Raw genomic sequence first — 16,183 nt, forward strand, 5'->3', positions numbered from 1 at the left:
GAATCAAGAGCCACGAGTGCGATGCCGACGCAGGCAGGTCCCGCAGTGGGCATCCTGCCCACGGCGGGACCCGGCGCACGTCCATGTGCGCCGCCCTCCGGGTGTCCCTGGTCTCGCGAGTAACAAGCTGCGCCAGGCCAGAGCTGAAGCAAAGCCAAAGCCAAAGCAAATGACAGCAACAGCAACAGCAACAACATGAGCAGAGCAAGAACAACGGCGATGGCGATGGCGATGGCGATGGCAGCGGCAGCGGCAGGAAGATAGCGCAACCCCCAAAACGAAAATCGCCGGCTTGCGCCGGCGATTCCCTACAACCATGCACCGGCCAAATCAACCGATCACATCTGCTCCAACGTCACCGCAACCGCATGCACCACCGCGCCGATCTTGAGCGCGCTCTGCACGCCCTGCGCGCTGATCTCATGCTTGCGCAACACCTTCTCGTGCGAGTCCATGCAAGCCCCGCAACCGTTGATCGCCGACACCGCCAGCGACGCCAGTTCGAAGGTCATCTTGTCGATGCCCGGATTCGCCATCACATTCATGCGCAAACCCGCGCGCAACTGGCCGTACTCTTCGTTCTGGATCAGATGCGTGGCGCGGTAGTAGATGTTGTTCATCGCCATCACCGCCGCCGCGGCCTTGGCACCGTTGATTTCCTCCGGCGACAGCTTCTCGGCGGCGAATTCCTCCACCGCCGCGGCGAACGGCTTGTAGCGCGAGGCGATCGCGCAGGCCAGCGCGATCGCGCGGATCTGCTTGGCGTCCACGCCCGGCGAGCCGGCGTCGCTGAGCACGCTGTCGAGGTTGAGCTTGAGGTCCTTGGCGTAATCGGGCAGCGAATTGCGAAGTTCGGAAAGGCTCATCGAAAACTCCTGAAATCTGCGGAAACCATCCGTCGGGCGACGGACACGCGTCAACGCCTGGCGGGCATGCGCAAGCGCACGGCTGGCTGGGATGACGATAAGAAAGACGCGTGCGCTGACACGCATGCGCGAGTAAGTGCGGCCGGGGCGAACCCCGGCCGCGGGCACATCCCGCACGGGAGGGAGGGAGGCCGGTGGGGGACCGGCGCATGCGGGCGTTGCCGAAAAAACCTGCGCTGGCGGCTCAGGCCGACAGCGCAGCAGAACCAGAGGGGAACCGGATCACGGAATCCGGCTCCGCCGGAGATCACGCTCCGGGCCGATCGTCGCTTCGGACCGTCCGTTACCGGACGACCCATCGCGAATCAAGCGACCTTGAGGGTGCTCTCGCCCTGGCTCCAGTTGCACGGGCACAGCTCATCGGTCTGCAGGGCGTCCAGCACGCGCAGCACTTCCTGCGGGTTGCGGCCGACCGAACCGTCGGTGACGTAGACGAAGCGGATGATGCCGTCCGGATCGACCAGGAAGGTGGCGCGCTGAGCGACGCCGTCGTCGGTCAGGATGCCCAGCGCCGAGGTCAGGTCCTTCTTGATGTCGGCCAGCATGGGGAACGGCAGGTCGCGCAGATCCTTGTGATCCTTGCGCCATGCCAGATGCACGAACTCGCTGTCGGTGGAGGCGGCCAGCACCTGGCAGTCGCGGTCCAGGAACTGCTGGTTCAGGTCGCCGAAACCCTTGATCTCGGTCGGGCAGACGAAGGTGAAGTCCTTCGGGTAGAAGAACACCAGCAGCCACTTGCCCTTGTAGGTGTCGTTGTCGATGTCGGCGAACGCGCTATCGAGACTGTCGATACCGACCGTGGCCTTGACCTTGAACTTGGGGAACTTTTCGCCGATCGAAAGCATGCGGATGACTCCTTGAGGGGACGGGATGGGATGGGTGGAAAGGGGTTGGGTGCAGCCGAGGGTTACAACCTATGCCGTGTATGTTGCGCCACAGCATTTGATTAATGAAATGAATTGTTCCTATTATGCCGATAGCCATCCTCAATTGACAGCCGTCGTATGAACCTTCGTGATCTCAAATATCTGGTCGCCCTGGCCGATCACAAGCACTTCGGCCGGGCCGCGGCGGCGAGTTTCGTCAGCCAGCCGACGCTGTCCACCCAGATCAAGAAGCTGGAGGAAGAGCTGGGCGTATCGCTGGTCGAGCGCGCGCCGCGCCGGGTCATGCTGACGCCGGTCGGACGCGACATCGCCGAGCGCGCGCGCAAGGTCATCGCCGATGTCGAGCAGATGAGCGAGATCGCCCGCCGCAGCCAGGACCCGGAAGCCGGCACCGTGCGCCTGGGCCTGTTCCCGACGCTGGGGCCGTACCTGCTGCCGCACGTGGTGCCGGGCCTGCGCAAGCGCTTCCCGCGCCTGGAGCTGCTGCTGGTCGAAGAGAAGACCGACCAGATCCTCGCCCGCCTGCGCGACGGCCGCCTCGACGCCGGCCTGCTGGCGCTGCCGATCCACGACGATCAACTGCACGTCGAGCCCTTGTTCGACGAACCCTTCCTGCTGGCGGTGCCGCAGCAGCATCCGATGGCCGGGCGCGACTCGCTGGATCTGCACGATCTGGACGATCAGCACCTGTTGCTGCTGGAAGAAGGCCACTGCCTGCGCGAACAGGCCCTGGACGTATGCCGCCTGTCCGGCGCCGACGAGCGCGACGGGTTCCGCGCCACCAGTCTGGAAACGCTGCGGCAGATGGTCGCCGCGGGCGTGGGCATCACCTTGCTGCCGATGCTGGCGGTGCAACCGCCGGTGCCGCCGTCGCCGGACATCCACCTGCTGAGCTTCAACGGCGAATCGCCGCACCGCCAGGTCGGCATGCTGTGGCGGCGCAGCTCGGCGATGTCGGATTTCCTGATGCAGTTGGCCGATGAATTGCGCAAGTTGCCGGCCTCGCTACTGCAGCCGCCGCGGGCGATGAGCGAAAAGAACAAAAGCCTGCGCGAGTCCGATTGAGCCACTCAAACTTCCAGCCCAGGCACGAACCTTCGAAATTTTTTGTGGGAGGGGCTTCAGCCCCGATGCTTTTCGCTACGACGCGATGATCTGATCGGAAGGCATCGGGGCTGAAGCCCCTCCTACAAAGACCGGCGAACTGAGGCATCGGTCGCAGGATTGCCCGCATCGTGCCACATGCGCACCTTGCCGCCTCGCACGCGAAGACGGAAGCTCGGAACCGCCCCGCCCATCGCAACGCCACCGCATTCCACGGCGCTCGCCATGGCCTTCCCCGCGCTTACGAGATCACCCACATGCGATCACGCCTCCCCTCGCGCCTGTCCGCCGCAGCGCTCGCCCTGCTGTGCCTCAACACCGCGCCGGTGTTCGCCGCCGACGAATTCGGCAGCGACTGGGACGACCCGCGCACCGCCGATCCGCCGGTAGCCCGCCCGGATACGCGCAGTTGCACCGTCGAAGTATTGAACACCGCGTTCGCCGATTTCGACTGGCACCTGGGCGCGATCGCGCCGCCGGCCGCCTGCCCCGGGCCATGGAGCAAGGTGGTGCTGGAAATGGACGGCCAGGTGAAAGGCGTGCAGTTCGATCGCCTGGGCTATCTGCAGATCGGCGGCATAACCGTGCTGTCGACCAGCACTCCGGAGCCGTCGCGCGACGGCATCGGCTGGCATGTCGAAAAAGACATCAGCGCCTACGCGGCCTTGCTGAAGTCGCCGCAGCAGGTGCGCATGTATCTGGGCAACGTGGTCAACGAGACCTACACCGGCGTGATCTATGTGCAGGCGCGGGTCGTGTTCTACAACACCGACCGCCGCCATCGCGCGCCGGACAGCGCCGACGCGGTCGCGCCGTTGAACAACGAACGCCGCGACGGCAGCGACCTGATCGGCGACTACACCCTGCCCGCCAACGCCACGCGCTGGATCGGCGAGGTCTACGCGACGGGCTCGGGCGGCGGCTGCGAAGAGTTCTGGTACTTCACCGCGCCGCCGGAAGCGAACTACTCCTGCCCCGCCCAGCACGGCCCGTATCGCGAAGTGCAGGTGCTGATCGACGGCCGCGTCGCCGGCATCGCCATGCCCTATCCGCACATCTACACCGGCGGCTGGTCGAATCCGTTCCTGTGGTACGTGCTGCCGGCGCCGCGCGCGTTCAATATCGAACCGATCCGCTACGACCTGTCGCCCTTCATCGGCGCGGTCAACGACGGCCGCGCGCACGAAGTGCGGTTCCGCGTCGCCAACCTGCCCGACGGCGCCTCCGGCTGGACCTTGCAGCCGAACCTGCAGGCCTGGACCGACGCGCGCCGCGCCGCCACCGGCGGGCGTTTGCTCAGTTACGAGTTGACTCCGCTTGCGGCCGAGTCGAAATACAGCGCATCGCCGGATGGAACGTTCCAGGTCGATACCCGCGGCGGCCATCGCCTGCGCGCGAGCGGTTACGTCGATACCTCGAAGGGCCGCGAATACACCACGGTCGAGCGCATCGTCGGCAACACCAATCTGCACGGCTGGGGCGCGGACGAAAATCCCGATGGCCTCCAGGGCGAATGGAACGACACCCAGACCGTCACTCGCCTGGGTCGCGGCCTGCCGAGCGTGTCGAGGCAATCGCAGCGCTTCGGCGTGGACGGCTCGATCAGCGTGCAGCCCTCGGGCACGGCGCAGCGCATCGTGACCAGGATGAAGATCTCCGACGAGGCCAACATCTTGCAGACCCCGGCCCCGGGCCAGCCGGCGCTCGCGCAGATCAAGCGCAACCGCTTCGAAGGCGAAGCCGGCTGGAACTACGGCGTGCCGCGGCCGCAGCGGCATGCGACCGGGCATTCGACGCAGCATCACCGCAGCATCGGCACGCAGGGTTGCTACGACCACGAAATTTCGCAGAGCAACGGGTTCATCGCGACCGATCGCTATCGCTGCGGCGGCCCGCGCTGAGGCTTCGCGAATGATCGGCAGGCGGAGCGGCGCGCTATATCGGCGTCGTTCCGCCTCCGATCTCTCTACGGCTCGCGCATCGGTATCAACCGCGCGGCCCGCCCATCACCGGCAGAATCACGCCGTTGACATACGAAGCCGACACCGGCGAGGCCAGGAACACGTAGGCCGGCGAAATCTCTTCCGGCTGCGCCGGCCGCCCCATGTCGCTGTCCTGTCCGAATTTCGCGACCTCCTTCGCCGGCCGGTCGGCCGGATTCAACGGCGTCCACACCGGCCCGGGCGCGACCGCGTTGACGCGGATGCCGCGCTCCAGCAGGTTGCTCGCCAGCGCGCGGGTGAAGGCGTGGATCGCGCCCTTGGTCGCGGAGTAATCCAGCAGTTCCTTGCTGCCGAACAGGCCGGTTTCCGAGCCGGTGTTGATGATCGAGGCGCCCTCGCCCAGATGCGGCAGCGCCGCGCGCGCCATGTGGAAATAACCGCCGATATTGGTCTGCAGCGTCTCCTGCAGATGCTCCTCGCGCAAGTCTTCCAGGCTGGCGCTGTGTTCCTGGAAGGCGGCATTGTTGACCAGCACGTCGAGGCGGCCGAAGGCTTCCACCGCTTGCGCCACCGCGCGTTCGCAAAAGCGCGGGTCTTTCACATCGCCGCTGATGGCGAGGCAGCGCCGGCCCTCGCGCTCGACATGCGCGCAGGTGTCGCGCGCGTCCTCGTGTTCGTCGAGATAGACGATGGCGACATCGGCGCCTTCGCGCGCGAATAGCACCGCCACCGCGCGCCCGATCCCCGAATCGCCGCCGGTGATGATCGCCGCCATGCCGTCGAGCTTGTCGCTGCCGCGATAATCCGGCGCCAGGAAACGCGGTTGCGGATCGAGTTCGTGTTCGTTGCCGGGCTTGCGCAGGTGTTGCCGCGGCAGCGGATTTTCCGGCTGCGCGCGCGCGCCGGCTTGTACGGCCGGCGGTTTGTCATGGGAGGATTTCGGGGCTTTCGCCTGCGCCGCGTCGCGGCGGTCCACCTGTTTTTGAATCGCGCGCTGATGGCTGGCGCTGCGTTCGGCGCTCGCCGACGGGGTCGCTTTCTTGCTCGGCATGACACGCTCCGATAAGCCAGTGAGGCGTTGCCGCCACGCTATCGGCGCGGGTCTTCGCGACTCGTGAACTTCACGCGGCGCGGGTTTCACATGGTCTTATCGTTGAATTCGCATTGGGTGTCTGTGGGAGAGGCTTCAGTTCCGCTGCCTGAATCTCATCGGATCGAAAGGCATCGGGGCTGAAGCCCCTCCCACATAAGCAGAAGCAGAAAACTGCAGAAACTTATACGGACGGATCTTCGGCGTCGCCGGCTTGCTCGCGCGGGGCGAATAAGGGCTGATCGCCGCGCGCCAGGCCGAGGAAGATGCCCGCCAGCGACAAGGCGATGCCGATCAATTCGATTCCGCCCAGCCGCTTATGGAAGAACAGCACGTCCCAGACATAGGCCAGCAGCGGTTGCAGCAACAGGCACAGGCCGACCACGCCCGCGGGCAGCTTCGGCATGGCGCGGCCGATCACCAGCCAGCCCAGCACCTGCGCGATCGCGGCGTAGGCGGTCAGGATCATCCAGTCGCGCGCGCTCGCCGGCAGCAGGGTCTCGCCGCCGAACGGCACGATCGCGCCGAGCACCGCCGCCGATCCCAGGCACAGCCACCACTGCAAGGCCTCGTTCGGCGTCTGCCCGCGACGCGCCTGCGCGGCGCGGAACGCGAGCAGGAAGCCGCCGTACAACAAGGCCGCGGCCAGCGCGAACGCCACGCCGATGCGGAAACGCGCGTCCATGTGCTCCCAGCCCGGCGCCAGCAGCAACGCCAGCCCGACCAGGGCCATGCTCAGGCCCAGCCACAGCTTCCAGCCGGCGCGTTCGCCCAGCCAGATCGCGCCGACGCCGGCCAGCACGAACACCTGGAAATTCGCCAGCAAGGTAGACAGGCCCACGCCGACGTAGAGGATGCTGCGGTGCCACAGCCACAGATCTAGCGCCAGGAACGCCGCGCCCAGCATGACCAGCCCGAGCACCCGGCCTTCGGGCCGCCAATGGCGCAGGCGATCGCGCCGCCACGGCTGGCCGAGAAGCACCAGCAGGATCACCGCCGCCAGCGCCATACGCCAGAACGCCGACGCGGCCGGGCCGATCTCCACCAGTTTGACGAACACCGCCGAGCTGCTGATGACGCTGGCGCCCAACAGCATCTGCAACAGCGCGCCGCGCGAGGAGGCTTGAGAGGAGGCATTCATGCGCGCCCCCGGAAATACAGTCGTGTCGATCGCATCGCGAAAACTCCGGTCGATCCGTCCACGGCCCGGAGCCTGGACGGGCGCCGCGTCGCCGCGGCCGGCACCGGGCCGGTCGCGCCGCGACGGGCGCTTCAATGGGGATAGGGTTGATTGGGTCCAGTCGTTACCCGGTCCGGACCTTCAGGTCGCGGACCCGTGGCGCCTTGGCGCCGCGGCCGAACCGCCGGCGGACCCGGGCCGCGAGGCCCGGACCACGGCGTTCAGGCCGGAAGCCAGCCCGGCGGCGGCATCGCCGCGAGCGGCTCCGGCTCGGCCGGCGGCGGCGGCTCGCCCAGCGACAGCTGCCGGACCACCTCGCGCGCCTGCGGCCAGACGATCTGCGGCACGCACACCTGCACCGCGCCGAACAGCGGCAACTCGCCGAGCCCGCCGACCAGCGCCTCGCCGCGCAGAAACACCGGAATCCCGGCATCTTCCAGCGCGTGCCGGACCAGATGGGCATCGATCAGATGGGCGGCTTCGTAGACGACTTTCATCGTCGCAGTCCTTCGGCCTGCGCGGCCTTGCGAGTCTGCGGCCAGCATACGCCGCCGCGCCGCGCCGGGCGCGCCCACCGCCGTCCCACGCGCGCGATCGGCGCCGAAACAGCCATCCAGGCAAGCCCGCCCCCGCCGGCGCGGACCGGGTCGCACGGGCAAGCCGGCCCGGCACCGGCTAAACTCCCGATTCTCTCTTTCTCAAGATGCATTGCATGTCCGCCGATCCTTCCCGTCTTGCCCCCGAACATCCCGCCGACAGCGCCGCCCCGGCCGCGGTCAAACAGGATTTCGTCCGTCAGATCGTTCGCGACGACCTGGCCAGCGGCAAGCACCAAGGCGTGCGGACGCGCTTTCCGCCCGAACCCAACGGCTACCTGCATATCGGCCACGCCAAGGCGATCTGCCTGGATTTCGGCGTCGCGAACGAATTCGGCGGCCGCTGCAACCTGCGCTTCGACGACACCAATCCGGCCAAGGAAGACCCCGAATACGTCGAGGCGATCCAGGACGACGTGCGCTGGCTCGGCTTTCAGTGGGCCGAGCTGCGCCACGCCTCGGATTATTTCGAACTGTTCTATCTGGCCGGCGAAAAGCTGATCCGCCAGGGCGACGCCTTCGTCTGCGATCTCAGCGCCGAGGAAGTGCGCGCCTACCGCGGCTCGCTCAACGAGCCGGGCCGCAATTCGCCGTACCGCGACCGCGGCGTCGAGGAAAACCTCGACCTGTACCGGCGCATGCGCGCGGGCGAGTTCGCCGACGGCGCGCGCACCCTGCGCGCGAAGATCGACATGGCCTCGGGCAACATCAACCTGCGCGACCCGGCGCTGTACCGGATCAAGAAGGTCACCCACCAGAACACCGGCGACGCCTGGCCGATCTATCCGATGTACGACTTCGCCCATTCGCTCAGCGATTCGTGCGAAGGCATCACCCATTCGCTGTGCACGCTGGAGTTCGAAGACCACCGCCCGCTGTACGACTGGTGCGTGAGCAAGGTCGATCTGCCGAATTCGCCCGAGCTGCTGGCGCCGCTGCTGGCCAAGGGCCTCCCGAACGAGGCGGCGATCCCGCGCCAGATCGAGTTCTCGCGCGCCAACCTCAACTACACCGTGATGAGCAAGCGCAAGCTCATGGTGCTGGTGCAGGACAAGCTGGTCGATGGCTGGAACGATCCGCGCATGCCGACCCTGCAGGGCATTCGCCGCCGCGGCTACACCGCCGCCTCGATCCGCCTGTGGGCCGAGCGCCTGGGCGTGAGCAAGCAGAATTCGGTGATCGACTACTCGGTGCTGGAAGGCTGCCTGCGCGAAGACCTCGACGCGGCCGCGGCGCGGCGCATGGCGGTGATCGATCCGCTCAAGCTGGTCATCGCCAATCTGGACGATTCGCACGAAGAATCGCTGCACTTCTCCAATCATCCCAAGGACGAGAGCTTCGGCTCGCGTCAGGTGCCGTTCTCGAACCAGCTGTGGATCGAGCGCGAGGATTTCGAGGAAGTGCCGCCGAAGGGCTTCAAGCGCCTGATCCCGGGCGGCGAAGTGCGCCTGCGCGGCGCCGGCATCCTGCGCTGCGATGAAGTGATCAAGAACGAAGCCGGCGACATCGTCGAGCTGCGCGGCACGCTCGATCCCGAATCGCGTCCCGGCATGGCCGGCGCCGATCGCAAGATCAAGGGCACCATCCACTGGGTCAGCGCGCGCCACGCGGTCGCGGCCGAAGTGCGCCTGTACGACCGCCTGTTCGACGTGGCCGCGCCCGACGACGACAGCGACGGCAAGACCTACAAGGATCACCTGAATCCGAACTCGCGCCGCACCGTCACCGGTTATGTCGAACCGGCCGCGGCGCAGGCCGCGCCGGAGCAGGCGTTCCAGTTCGAGCGCGTGGGCTACTTCGTCGCCGATCGCTACGACCATCGTCCGCAGCAGCCGGTGTTCAACCGCAGCGTGACGCTGCGCGATACCTGGGCGGGCAAGGAATGAGTCCGAAGATCCCCTACCTGCTGACCGGCTCGGTGCAGTTGGCGCTGCCGGACTGGATCGATGAAGCGGTCGATCGCCAGCGCGCTTACCTCAGCGATGAGGACAAGGTCGCATTGGCGGTCGAATTGTCCCGGCGCAACATCGAGCTGGGCACCGGCGGCCCGTTCGGCGCGGCGGTGTTCGATGGCAACGGCCTGGTGGTCGGCGTCGGCGTCAATCGCGTGGTGCCGCAGAACTGCTCGGTCGCCCACGCCGAGATGATGGCCTTCATGTGCGCGCAAGCGGCGCTGAGCGCGTTCCGGCTCAACGACATCGGGCCGATGACCCTGGCCACCTCGGCGCAGCCGTGCTGCATGTGCTATGGCGCCAGCTTCTGGGCCGGCATCGACCAGCTGCTGATCGGCGCGCGCTCGGAAGACGTGATGCGCCTGACAGAATTCGACGAAGGCCCGCTGCCGGCGGACTGGATCGGCGAACTGGAACGCCGCGGCATCGCCGTGCGCCGCGACCTGCATCGCGAAGCCGCCTGCGACGTGCTGCGCCGTTACGGCGAGAGCGGCGTTTCGTACTGATCCGACGTTCCAAGGGCTAGCCGCGGCGCGAGCCGCGACGACGCTCCTGCCATCCACCGCGTCGGTTTACGAATCGAATCGACGCGGTCGCGGTTCGCGCCGCTCCTACCCTTTGCTTCAGCGAGTGTCCCACGATGACCGACTCCGCCCTGTTGTGTTGGTGCCGCGCCGGCTTCGAACCCGAACTCGCCGCCGAATTGAGCGAACGCGCCGCGCTCGCCGGCCACCCCGGTTATGCGCGCACCCAGCGCAACAGCGGCTACGTCGAATTCATCGTCGAGGACGCCGCCGCGCTGTCGCGCGCGCTGCCGTGGTCGAAGCTGATCTTCGCCCGGCAGAAGCTGGTGCGTCTGGCCGATCTGCCCGGCTTGAATCCGACCGACCGCATCACCCCGATGCTGGCCGCGCTCGATGCGCTGGGCGGCGCGGGCCTGAACGTGTCGATGTTCGGCGAACTGTGGGTCGAGCATCCCGACTCCGACGACGGCAAGCCGCTGGCCGGCCTGGCGCGCAGCTTCGGCAACGCGCTGCGCCCGGCGCTGCGCAAGGCCGGCTGGCTGAGCAAGACCGACGATCCGCGCCGGCCGCGCCTGCACGTGGCGTTCCTGGCCGGCGATCACGCCGTGCTGGCGATGTCCGAGCCGCACGACAGCGCGCCGTGGCCGTTGGGCATCGCGCGCCTGCGCATGCATCCCGACGCGCCCAGCCGCTCCGCGCTCAAGCTCGAAGAAGCGCTGCTGACCCTGCTCGACGACGAAGAACGCGAACGCCGCGTGCGCGACAACATGCAGGCCGCCGACCTGGGCGCCGCGCCCGGCGGCTGGACCTGGGTGCTGATGCGCAACGGCATGAAAGTCACCTCGGTCGATAACGGCCCCTTGAAGCAGGCGTTGCTCGACAGCGGCCGCGTCGATCATCTGCGCGCCGACGGTTTCACCTGGCAGCCCAAGCGCACCCTGGACTGGATGGTCTGCGACATGGTCGAGTCGCCCGCGCGCGTGGCCGAGCGCATGGCCACCTGGTTCCGCGAGAACTGGTGCCGGCAGGCGATCTTCAATCTCAAGCTGCCGATGAAGAAGCGCTGGGAAGAGACGCGCATCTGCCTGGAGGCGTTCGAGCATCAGGCGCATCGGCCGATGATCGTGCGCGCGCGCCAGCTGTATCACGATCGCGAAGAGATCACGGTGTTCGCTACGCCGAAGTAAGCGGCGCGTTCGTCCGCGATGGCTTCGGTTCATCGCGGTGATGCCCTGGTGATGCGCGCATTTCGCACGCGTGATTCACCGGCGCTTTCATTCCGTGGGGCGCGATAGCGCGGCATCGTCGCAGTTCGCAATTCATCTTCGCCGCGCCGCGCCGTTCAGCGCCGGTTTCGAAGATTGACGCCCGATTGATCCGCGGCGGACTAGCGTCGGACCTCTCCCAAGCGCGAGGCTCCGCCATGAAGCAGCACGCGAACTCACGACAGTCCCTGCTCGCCTTGACCCTGCTGGCCGCGTTGGCAAGCGCCGGCGCCGCATCGGCGCAGGTTCCGGCCAAGGTCGAATCGAAGCATGAAGCGATCGAGAAAGCCGATGCCGCCGCGGCGCAGGCGCAAGCCGCGCGAAAGGACGCGGCAAGCGCGCAAACCGCCGCGCGCGCGGCGGCCGACACCCGCGACCAGGGCGCGATCAGCGCACGCGGCGCGGTAGCGGCGCAAATCACCGCCGAGCAGGCCAAGAGTTCGGCCATCGACGCGCAAACCGCCGCGCGCCAGGCCGTGCGCGCGTCGGAAGCCGCGCGTTCGGCGCAAGCCGCCGCGGTCTCGGGCAGCAACCCGACCGGCGCCGCGATTCAAGCCCGGGCGGCCATGAGCGAAGCGCGCACCGCGACCGCCATCGCCACCGATGCCACCGGCGTGGCGCAGGCCGCGGCCGCGGCGACCGCGGAAGCCAATCAGCTGCCGGCGACGGTGGTCGCTGCGCCATCCGACGGGCGCAATGTCGATTTCGTCGCGCTCGATGTCGATGGCGACGGAACCTTGACGCGCAGCGAGGCGCGGGCGTTCACGCCGCTCAGCGCTAATTTCATCGCCGTGGATGTCAATGCCGATGGGGTGTTGAGTGTCGGCGAGATTTCGGGGTGGAGGCGGTAAGAATCGGGGCGGAGGCCGCCGTTCCTGCCGGAAGGCGGTCTCTCCTTCAATTCATAGAAACCAAATAGGCCCGCCATAGAAGCCGAATACTTCCAGTCTTTGGCAGCATCCCCAAAACCGTCATTCCCGCGAAGGCGGGCTCCGCTTTACTTCGGCGTAGCCGAACATCCAGAGACTTCAGCGCCATCTTTCCAGATCGCCATCCCTGCGCCAGCAGGAGTCCAGGACCTTTAGCGCCATCCCTCCACGCCGTCATTCCCGCGAACGCGGGAATCCAGTGACTTCAAACGTTCACGCACGAAAGGCCCTGGATTCCCGCGTTCGCGGGAATGACGAGCAAAAGGTTTCGCGAGGAATGGAATGGAGACCAAACGCGTGCATAAGTCTGCCATCCCTTGTCGATTCCACATCGCAAACCGCGAACCAAACCGCATCACTCAGAACGCAGCCCCCACCGCAACACTGGCGAAATCATGATCCGCCAGCGGATCGTAACGCGCGCTGCCGGCATAGTCGGTATAGCTGACACTGGCGAAATAGTTCTTGCCGTACTTCGCCAGCAACCCCAGCGTCAGCTGCCGGCGATCCTCGACCAGCTGATTGTCGATCGCATAACCGCGCACATCGTGGCCGAAACTCAGACTGGGCGACAGCGTCCAGGCACCGCCCGGCGCATAGTCCAGTTGCGCGCGCAACCGATAGCCCCAGGCATTGCGCGTGTAGAACCCTTCATCGATACAGCCGCGCGGATTCTGCACCGGCGGACACACGCCGCCGTAGCCTTCCGGCGAGAATCCCCAATGGAAGCCGCGCCCATAACGCGCCTGGCTCAGCGGGGCCAAATCGGCATGACTGTAGGCGACTTCGCCCGACACCGACGCCTGCTGCGCGCCCAGCACGCCAGTGAAGCTGCGCTGGAAATTCAGCAGCAACTGGCTCTTGCCGACGCGGTCGTAGCCGCGCAACAACCCGCTCGGCGGCAGCACCGCGTTGCGCTGGCCGATCGGCCCGCCGTTGCTGGTCAGCGCGCGGAACATGTCCGCGGTATTGAGCTGCACCGGCTGATCCTGCGTATGCGACAGCTCGGCGCCGAGCTTCCAGCCTTTGACGCGGGCATCGAAACTCAAGCCGAAGATGCGGATGTCGTCGGGGTATTCCCACGACACGCGGATTGTCGAAAGCCGCGCGGACAGTTGCGCGTAACTCGTCGGAACGCCGGCCGCGATCAGCCGCGGCGCCAGGGTCGGATCGGTGAGCGCGGGGTCCATCGTGATCGCGTCCAGATACGGCGCGCGCGAATTGATCCGCAGGTAGTACGCACCCCAGCCCAATCCGCGCGGCTCGTCGCGATAACGCAGCGCCAGACCCCACTGCCCCGAATCGCTGCCGTAGCGGTCGCGATCGCGCGGCAGGACAGCGCCCATCGATTGCATGAAGCCGTCACTGAGCCACGGCCCCGCGTCAGGCGATGCGCTGTTGATCGGGTAGTAGGCATTGGTCTGGATGCCGGCGCAGCCGCGATCGAAGCCCAGATCGCTGCCGGAGAAGAACGTGCCGCACGGATCGTATTCCGACGCGCGCCAGTTCCATTGCCAGAACCCTTCCAGGCTCAGCTTGGAATCCAGCGTCCACTTCGCCCACAGCATCTCGACCGGGATCTGCGCTTCGCTGGCCGCATCGGTGCCGGGCCGGCGCAACGTCGTGTAATCGATCGGATTGACCTGATTGACGCCCTGCAGGAACAAACCGTTGCCCCACTTCACGCTTTGCTTGCCCACGCGCAGATCCAGCGCGCTGTCCTCATCGAGTTTCAGGTGCCCGTAGACATAGGCGTTGAGCCACAGGAATCCGGAGAATTTGTTCGATCGCGAGAAGCCGGCATCGCTGAGCGGCGCGCGCGCATCGAACCCGCTCGGCACATTGCCCTGGGCGACCTCGCGATTGTCCAGCGTGGCGTCGTACCAGGTGCGCGCGCTCAGGTTCACACCGACATCGCGATATTTCAGATCCACCGATTGCACGATCTTGAACAACGTCGAAAACGTATCGCCGCGATCGAAGTTCAGATTGCCGTCGTCGGCGGTATCGGCGCCGTTGCCGCCCTTGGCGCGGCCGTCGGAGGCAAAGCCCTTGCCGAGCAGATGCGATTTGGCTTTGTCGGTGCGCACCGAAGTGCCGGCGACGACACGGGTGTTCCATTGGCCCTGAATGCGGCCGTCGGCGAGTTCGAATTCGGCCGCGCGAACGGCCGGCGACGACAGGATCAAAGCGAGCGCGGCCGGTACAGCGGCGATGGCCGGCACCTGCGCGCGCATGGCGGCAAGCGCGCCTGAAAAAGGAGAAGAGAACAAAATACAGCTCTGCGGGGGAACGGAGACTCTGTGTTTCTAGCATCGGCCGCGCGGGCGCCGCACTACTACTTTAGGCCGGATCGCACATCCTGTGACTTGCGTCGGCCCAGCGTTGCGGCATAGTGCCTTGCCTCCCCCGTCCGCCCGACACGCCGCACGCCATGACCGCCACAACGATCGTTCCCGACGCCGCCCGCCCGCTGAACCGCAACGACCTCCGCACGTTGCTGCTGTCCGCGCTCGGCGGCGCGTTGGAGTTCTACGACTTCGTCATCTTCGTGTTCCTGACCGAAACTTTGCGGCAGCTGTTCTTTCCGCCGGACATGCCGACCTGGCTGGGCACCTTGCAGGTCTACGGCATCTTCGCCGCCGGTTATCTGGTGCGGCCGATCGGCGGCATCATCATGGCCCACTTCGGCGATCGCTCCGGACGCAAGCGCATGTTCACGCTCAGCGTGTTCCTGATGGCGCTGCCGACACTGTTCATCGGCCTGTTGCCGGTGTACGCGCAGATCGGCATCGCCGCGCCGCTGTTGCTGCTGGCGCTGCGGATCGTGCAGGGCATCGCGATCGGCGGCGAAGTGCCGGGCGCGTGGACCTTCGTCGCCGAGCACGCGCCGCGCGGCCGCGTCGGTTTCGCCTGCGCGACGCTGTCGGCGGGACTCACCGCCGGCATCCTGATCGGTTCGCTGATCTCCACCGCGATCAACACCTGGTTCACTCCGGCCGAAGTCCTGGGCGGCGCGTGGCGCGCGCCGTTCGTGATCGGCGGCGTGTTCGGTTTCCTGGCGGTGTATCTGCGCCGCTGGCTCAGCGAGACGCCGGTGTTCGCGGCGATGCGCGCCAGCCGTCAATTAGTGCAGGAACTCCCGCTCAAGCAGGTGCTGCGCAATCACCTGGACGGCGTGGCGCTGTCGATGCTGGTGACATGGCTGCTGACCGCGGCGATCGTGGTGATCATCCTCATGACGCCGACCATCGTGCAGCAGAAGTTCGGCATTGAACCTGCGCGCGCGTTTCTCGGCAATTCCCTGGCGGCGTTCTTCCTGACCCTGAGCGCGGTCGGCGGCGGCCTGCTGGTGGACAAGCTCGGCCGCGGCAAGGCGCTGCTGATCGGCTCGCTGGGCGTGTTGGCCAGCAGTTTCGCGCTGTACTACGACCTCAATCACGGCGCGCACAACTTCCTGCCGCTGTACGCGCTGGCGGGCGTGTTCGTCGGCGTGGTCGGGGTGATCCCGGCGGTGATGGTGGCGTCGTTCCCGGCGCCGGTGCGGTTCTCGGGCTTGTCGTTCTCGTACAACGTCGCCTACGCCGTGTTCGGCGCGCTGACGCCGCCGCTGATCGGCTACATGGCCTCGCACCTGGGCGGCATGGCGCCGGCGTACTACGTGATGGGCGTGGCGGTGGTCGGGGTGCTGGTGTCGGTGTATCTGCTCAGGACGCGGCAGCGCTTTCACGAGGACTGATTGAGAGGAGTGAGTTCAGAGGAATGAGAAATGAGTGCGAAGCCGCCA

14 protein-coding genes are annotated in these 16,183 nt (G+C 66.7%); 7 read left to right on the plus strand and 7 right to left on the minus strand.

Annotation, left to right across the window (positions count from 1 at the left end; translation table 11 throughout):
• The 3 genes from J7J50_RS00005 to J7J50_RS00015 form a co-directional block, all read right to left on the minus strand.
• The coding region (locus J7J50_RS00005) for a hypothetical protein (protein ID WP_215097434.1) at positions 1–269 on the minus strand (269 nt) is incomplete at its 3' end.
• Between the two features lie 69 nt (positions 270–338).
• Entirely contained in the window at positions 339–866 is a 528-nt protein-coding gene (locus J7J50_RS00010) for a carboxymuconolactone decarboxylase family protein (RefSeq protein WP_057943949.1), read from the minus strand.
• Positions 867–1,231: 365 nt separating this feature from the next.
• Positions 1,232–1,771 (minus strand): peroxiredoxin, encoded by a 540-nt coding sequence (locus J7J50_RS00015; RefSeq protein WP_057943950.1) that lies wholly within the window; start codon positions 1,769–1,771, stop codon positions 1,232–1,234.
• 159 nt (positions 1,772–1,930) lie between these two features.
• Here J7J50_RS00015 and J7J50_RS00020 point away from each other — a divergent pair, with 159 nt between their 5' ends.
• Entirely contained in the window at positions 1,931–2,878 is a 948-nt protein-coding gene (locus tag J7J50_RS00020; protein ID WP_215058978.1) for a LysR substrate-binding domain-containing protein, read from the plus strand.
• Between the two features lie 296 nt (positions 2,879–3,174).
• Positions 3,175–4,818 (plus strand): peptide-N4-asparagine amidase, encoded by a 1,644-nt coding sequence (locus J7J50_RS00025; RefSeq protein WP_215058977.1) that lies wholly within the window; start codon positions 3,175–3,177, stop codon positions 4,816–4,818.
• Positions 4,819–4,903: 85 nt separating this feature from the next.
• On the opposite strand, the gene J7J50_RS00030 is transcribed toward J7J50_RS00025, so the two are convergent.
• The 3 genes from J7J50_RS00030 to J7J50_RS00040 form a co-directional block, all read right to left on the minus strand.
• Positions 4,904–5,911 (minus strand): SDR family oxidoreductase, encoded by a 1,008-nt coding sequence (locus J7J50_RS00030; protein WP_215058975.1) that lies wholly within the window; start codon positions 5,909–5,911, stop codon positions 4,904–4,906.
• Positions 5,912–6,134: 223 nt separating this feature from the next.
• Positions 6,135–7,091, minus strand: coding sequence for a DMT family transporter (locus J7J50_RS00035; RefSeq protein WP_215058973.1), 957 nt, complete (start codon positions 7,089–7,091; stop codon positions 6,135–6,137).
• A gap of 260 nt (positions 7,092–7,351) precedes the next feature.
• A complete protein-coding gene (locus tag J7J50_RS00040; RefSeq protein ID WP_215058971.1) occupies positions 7,352–7,627 on the minus strand; it encodes a DUF2007 domain-containing protein in 276 nt (91 codons plus the stop codon).
• A 215-nt stretch (positions 7,628–7,842) separates the two neighbouring features.
• On the opposite strand from J7J50_RS00040, the gene J7J50_RS00045 reads away from it, so the two are divergent.
• The 4 genes from J7J50_RS00045 to J7J50_RS00060 all read left to right on the plus strand — a co-directional run bounded on the left by J7J50_RS00045 (position 7,843) and on the right by J7J50_RS00060 (position 12,318).
• Positions 7,843–9,612 (plus strand): glutamine--tRNA ligase/YqeY domain fusion protein, encoded by a 1,770-nt coding sequence (locus J7J50_RS00045; RefSeq protein WP_215058969.1) that lies wholly within the window; start codon positions 7,843–7,845, stop codon positions 9,610–9,612.
• A 17-nt stretch (positions 9,613–9,629) separates the two neighbouring features.
• A complete protein-coding gene (locus J7J50_RS00050; RefSeq protein WP_215058989.1) occupies positions 9,630–10,184 on the plus strand; it encodes a nucleoside deaminase in 555 nt (184 codons plus the stop codon).
• 134 nt (positions 10,185–10,318) lie between these two features.
• Positions 10,319–11,389, plus strand: coding sequence for a 23S rRNA (cytidine(2498)-2'-O)-methyltransferase RlmM (gene rlmM, locus J7J50_RS00055; RefSeq protein ID WP_215058967.1), 1,071 nt, complete (start codon positions 10,319–10,321; stop codon positions 11,387–11,389).
• A 236-nt stretch (positions 11,390–11,625) separates the two neighbouring features.
• Positions 11,626–12,318, plus strand: a complete 693-nt coding sequence (locus J7J50_RS00060; protein WP_215058964.1) for a hypothetical protein — start codon at positions 11,626–11,628, stop codon at positions 12,316–12,318.
• 437 nt (positions 12,319–12,755) lie between these two features.
• On the opposite strand, the gene J7J50_RS00065 is transcribed toward J7J50_RS00060, so the two are convergent.
• Entirely contained in the window at positions 12,756–14,633 is a 1,878-nt protein-coding gene (locus J7J50_RS00065; RefSeq protein WP_215058962.1) for a DUF1302 domain-containing protein, read from the minus strand.
• A gap of 197 nt (positions 14,634–14,830) precedes the next feature.
• Here J7J50_RS00065 and J7J50_RS00070 point away from each other — a divergent pair, with 197 nt between their 5' ends.
• On the plus strand, positions 14,831–16,135 hold the full coding sequence (locus J7J50_RS00070) for an MFS transporter (protein WP_215058960.1): 1,305 nt from the start codon (positions 14,831–14,833) through the stop codon (positions 16,133–16,135).
• Positions 16,136–16,183 lie beyond the last annotated feature (48 nt).

It is taken from the genome of Lysobacter sp. ISL-50, from assembly GCF_018612875.1.
Taxonomy (GTDB): domain Bacteria; phylum Pseudomonadota; class Gammaproteobacteria; order Xanthomonadales; family Xanthomonadaceae; genus Lysobacter.

Bases quoted from the DNA above. Each gene is read 5' to 3' on its own strand.
- J7J50_RS00010 (WP_057943949.1), bottom strand. From the start codon at position 866: ATGAGCCTTTCCGAACTTCGCAATTCGCTGCCCGATTACGCCAAGGAC.
- J7J50_RS00015 (WP_057943950.1), bottom strand. From the start codon at position 1,771: ATGCTTTCGATCGGCGAAAAGTTCCCCAAGTTCAAGGTCAAGGCCACG.
- J7J50_RS00020 (WP_215058978.1), top strand. From the start codon at position 1,931: ATGAACCTTCGTGATCTCAAATATCTGGTCGCCCTGGCCGATCACAAG.
- J7J50_RS00025 (WP_215058977.1), top strand. From the start codon at position 3,175: ATGCGATCACGCCTCCCCTCGCGCCTGTCCGCCGCAGCGCTCGCCCTG.
- J7J50_RS00030 (WP_215058975.1), bottom strand. From the start codon at position 5,911: ATGCCGAGCAAGAAAGCGACCCCGTCGGCGAGCGCCGAACGCAGCGCC.
- J7J50_RS00035 (WP_215058973.1), bottom strand. From the start codon at position 7,091: ATGAATGCCTCCTCTCAAGCCTCCTCGCGCGGCGCGCTGTTGCAGATG.
- J7J50_RS00040 (WP_215058971.1), bottom strand. From the start codon at position 7,627: ATGAAAGTCGTCTACGAAGCCGCCCATCTGATCGATGCCCATCTGGTC.
- J7J50_RS00045 (WP_215058969.1), top strand. From the start codon at position 7,843: ATGTCCGCCGATCCTTCCCGTCTTGCCCCCGAACATCCCGCCGACAGC.
- rlmM (WP_215058967.1), top strand. From the start codon at position 10,319: ATGACCGACTCCGCCCTGTTGTGTTGGTGCCGCGCCGGCTTCGAACCC.
- J7J50_RS00060 (WP_215058964.1), top strand. From the start codon at position 11,626: ATGAAGCAGCACGCGAACTCACGACAGTCCCTGCTCGCCTTGACCCTG.
- J7J50_RS00065 (WP_215058962.1), bottom strand. From the start codon at position 14,633: ATGCGCGCGCAGGTGCCGGCCATCGCCGCTGTACCGGCCGCGCTCGCT.
- J7J50_RS00070 (WP_215058960.1), top strand. From the start codon at position 14,831: ATGACCGCCACAACGATCGTTCCCGACGCCGCCCGCCCGCTGAACCGC.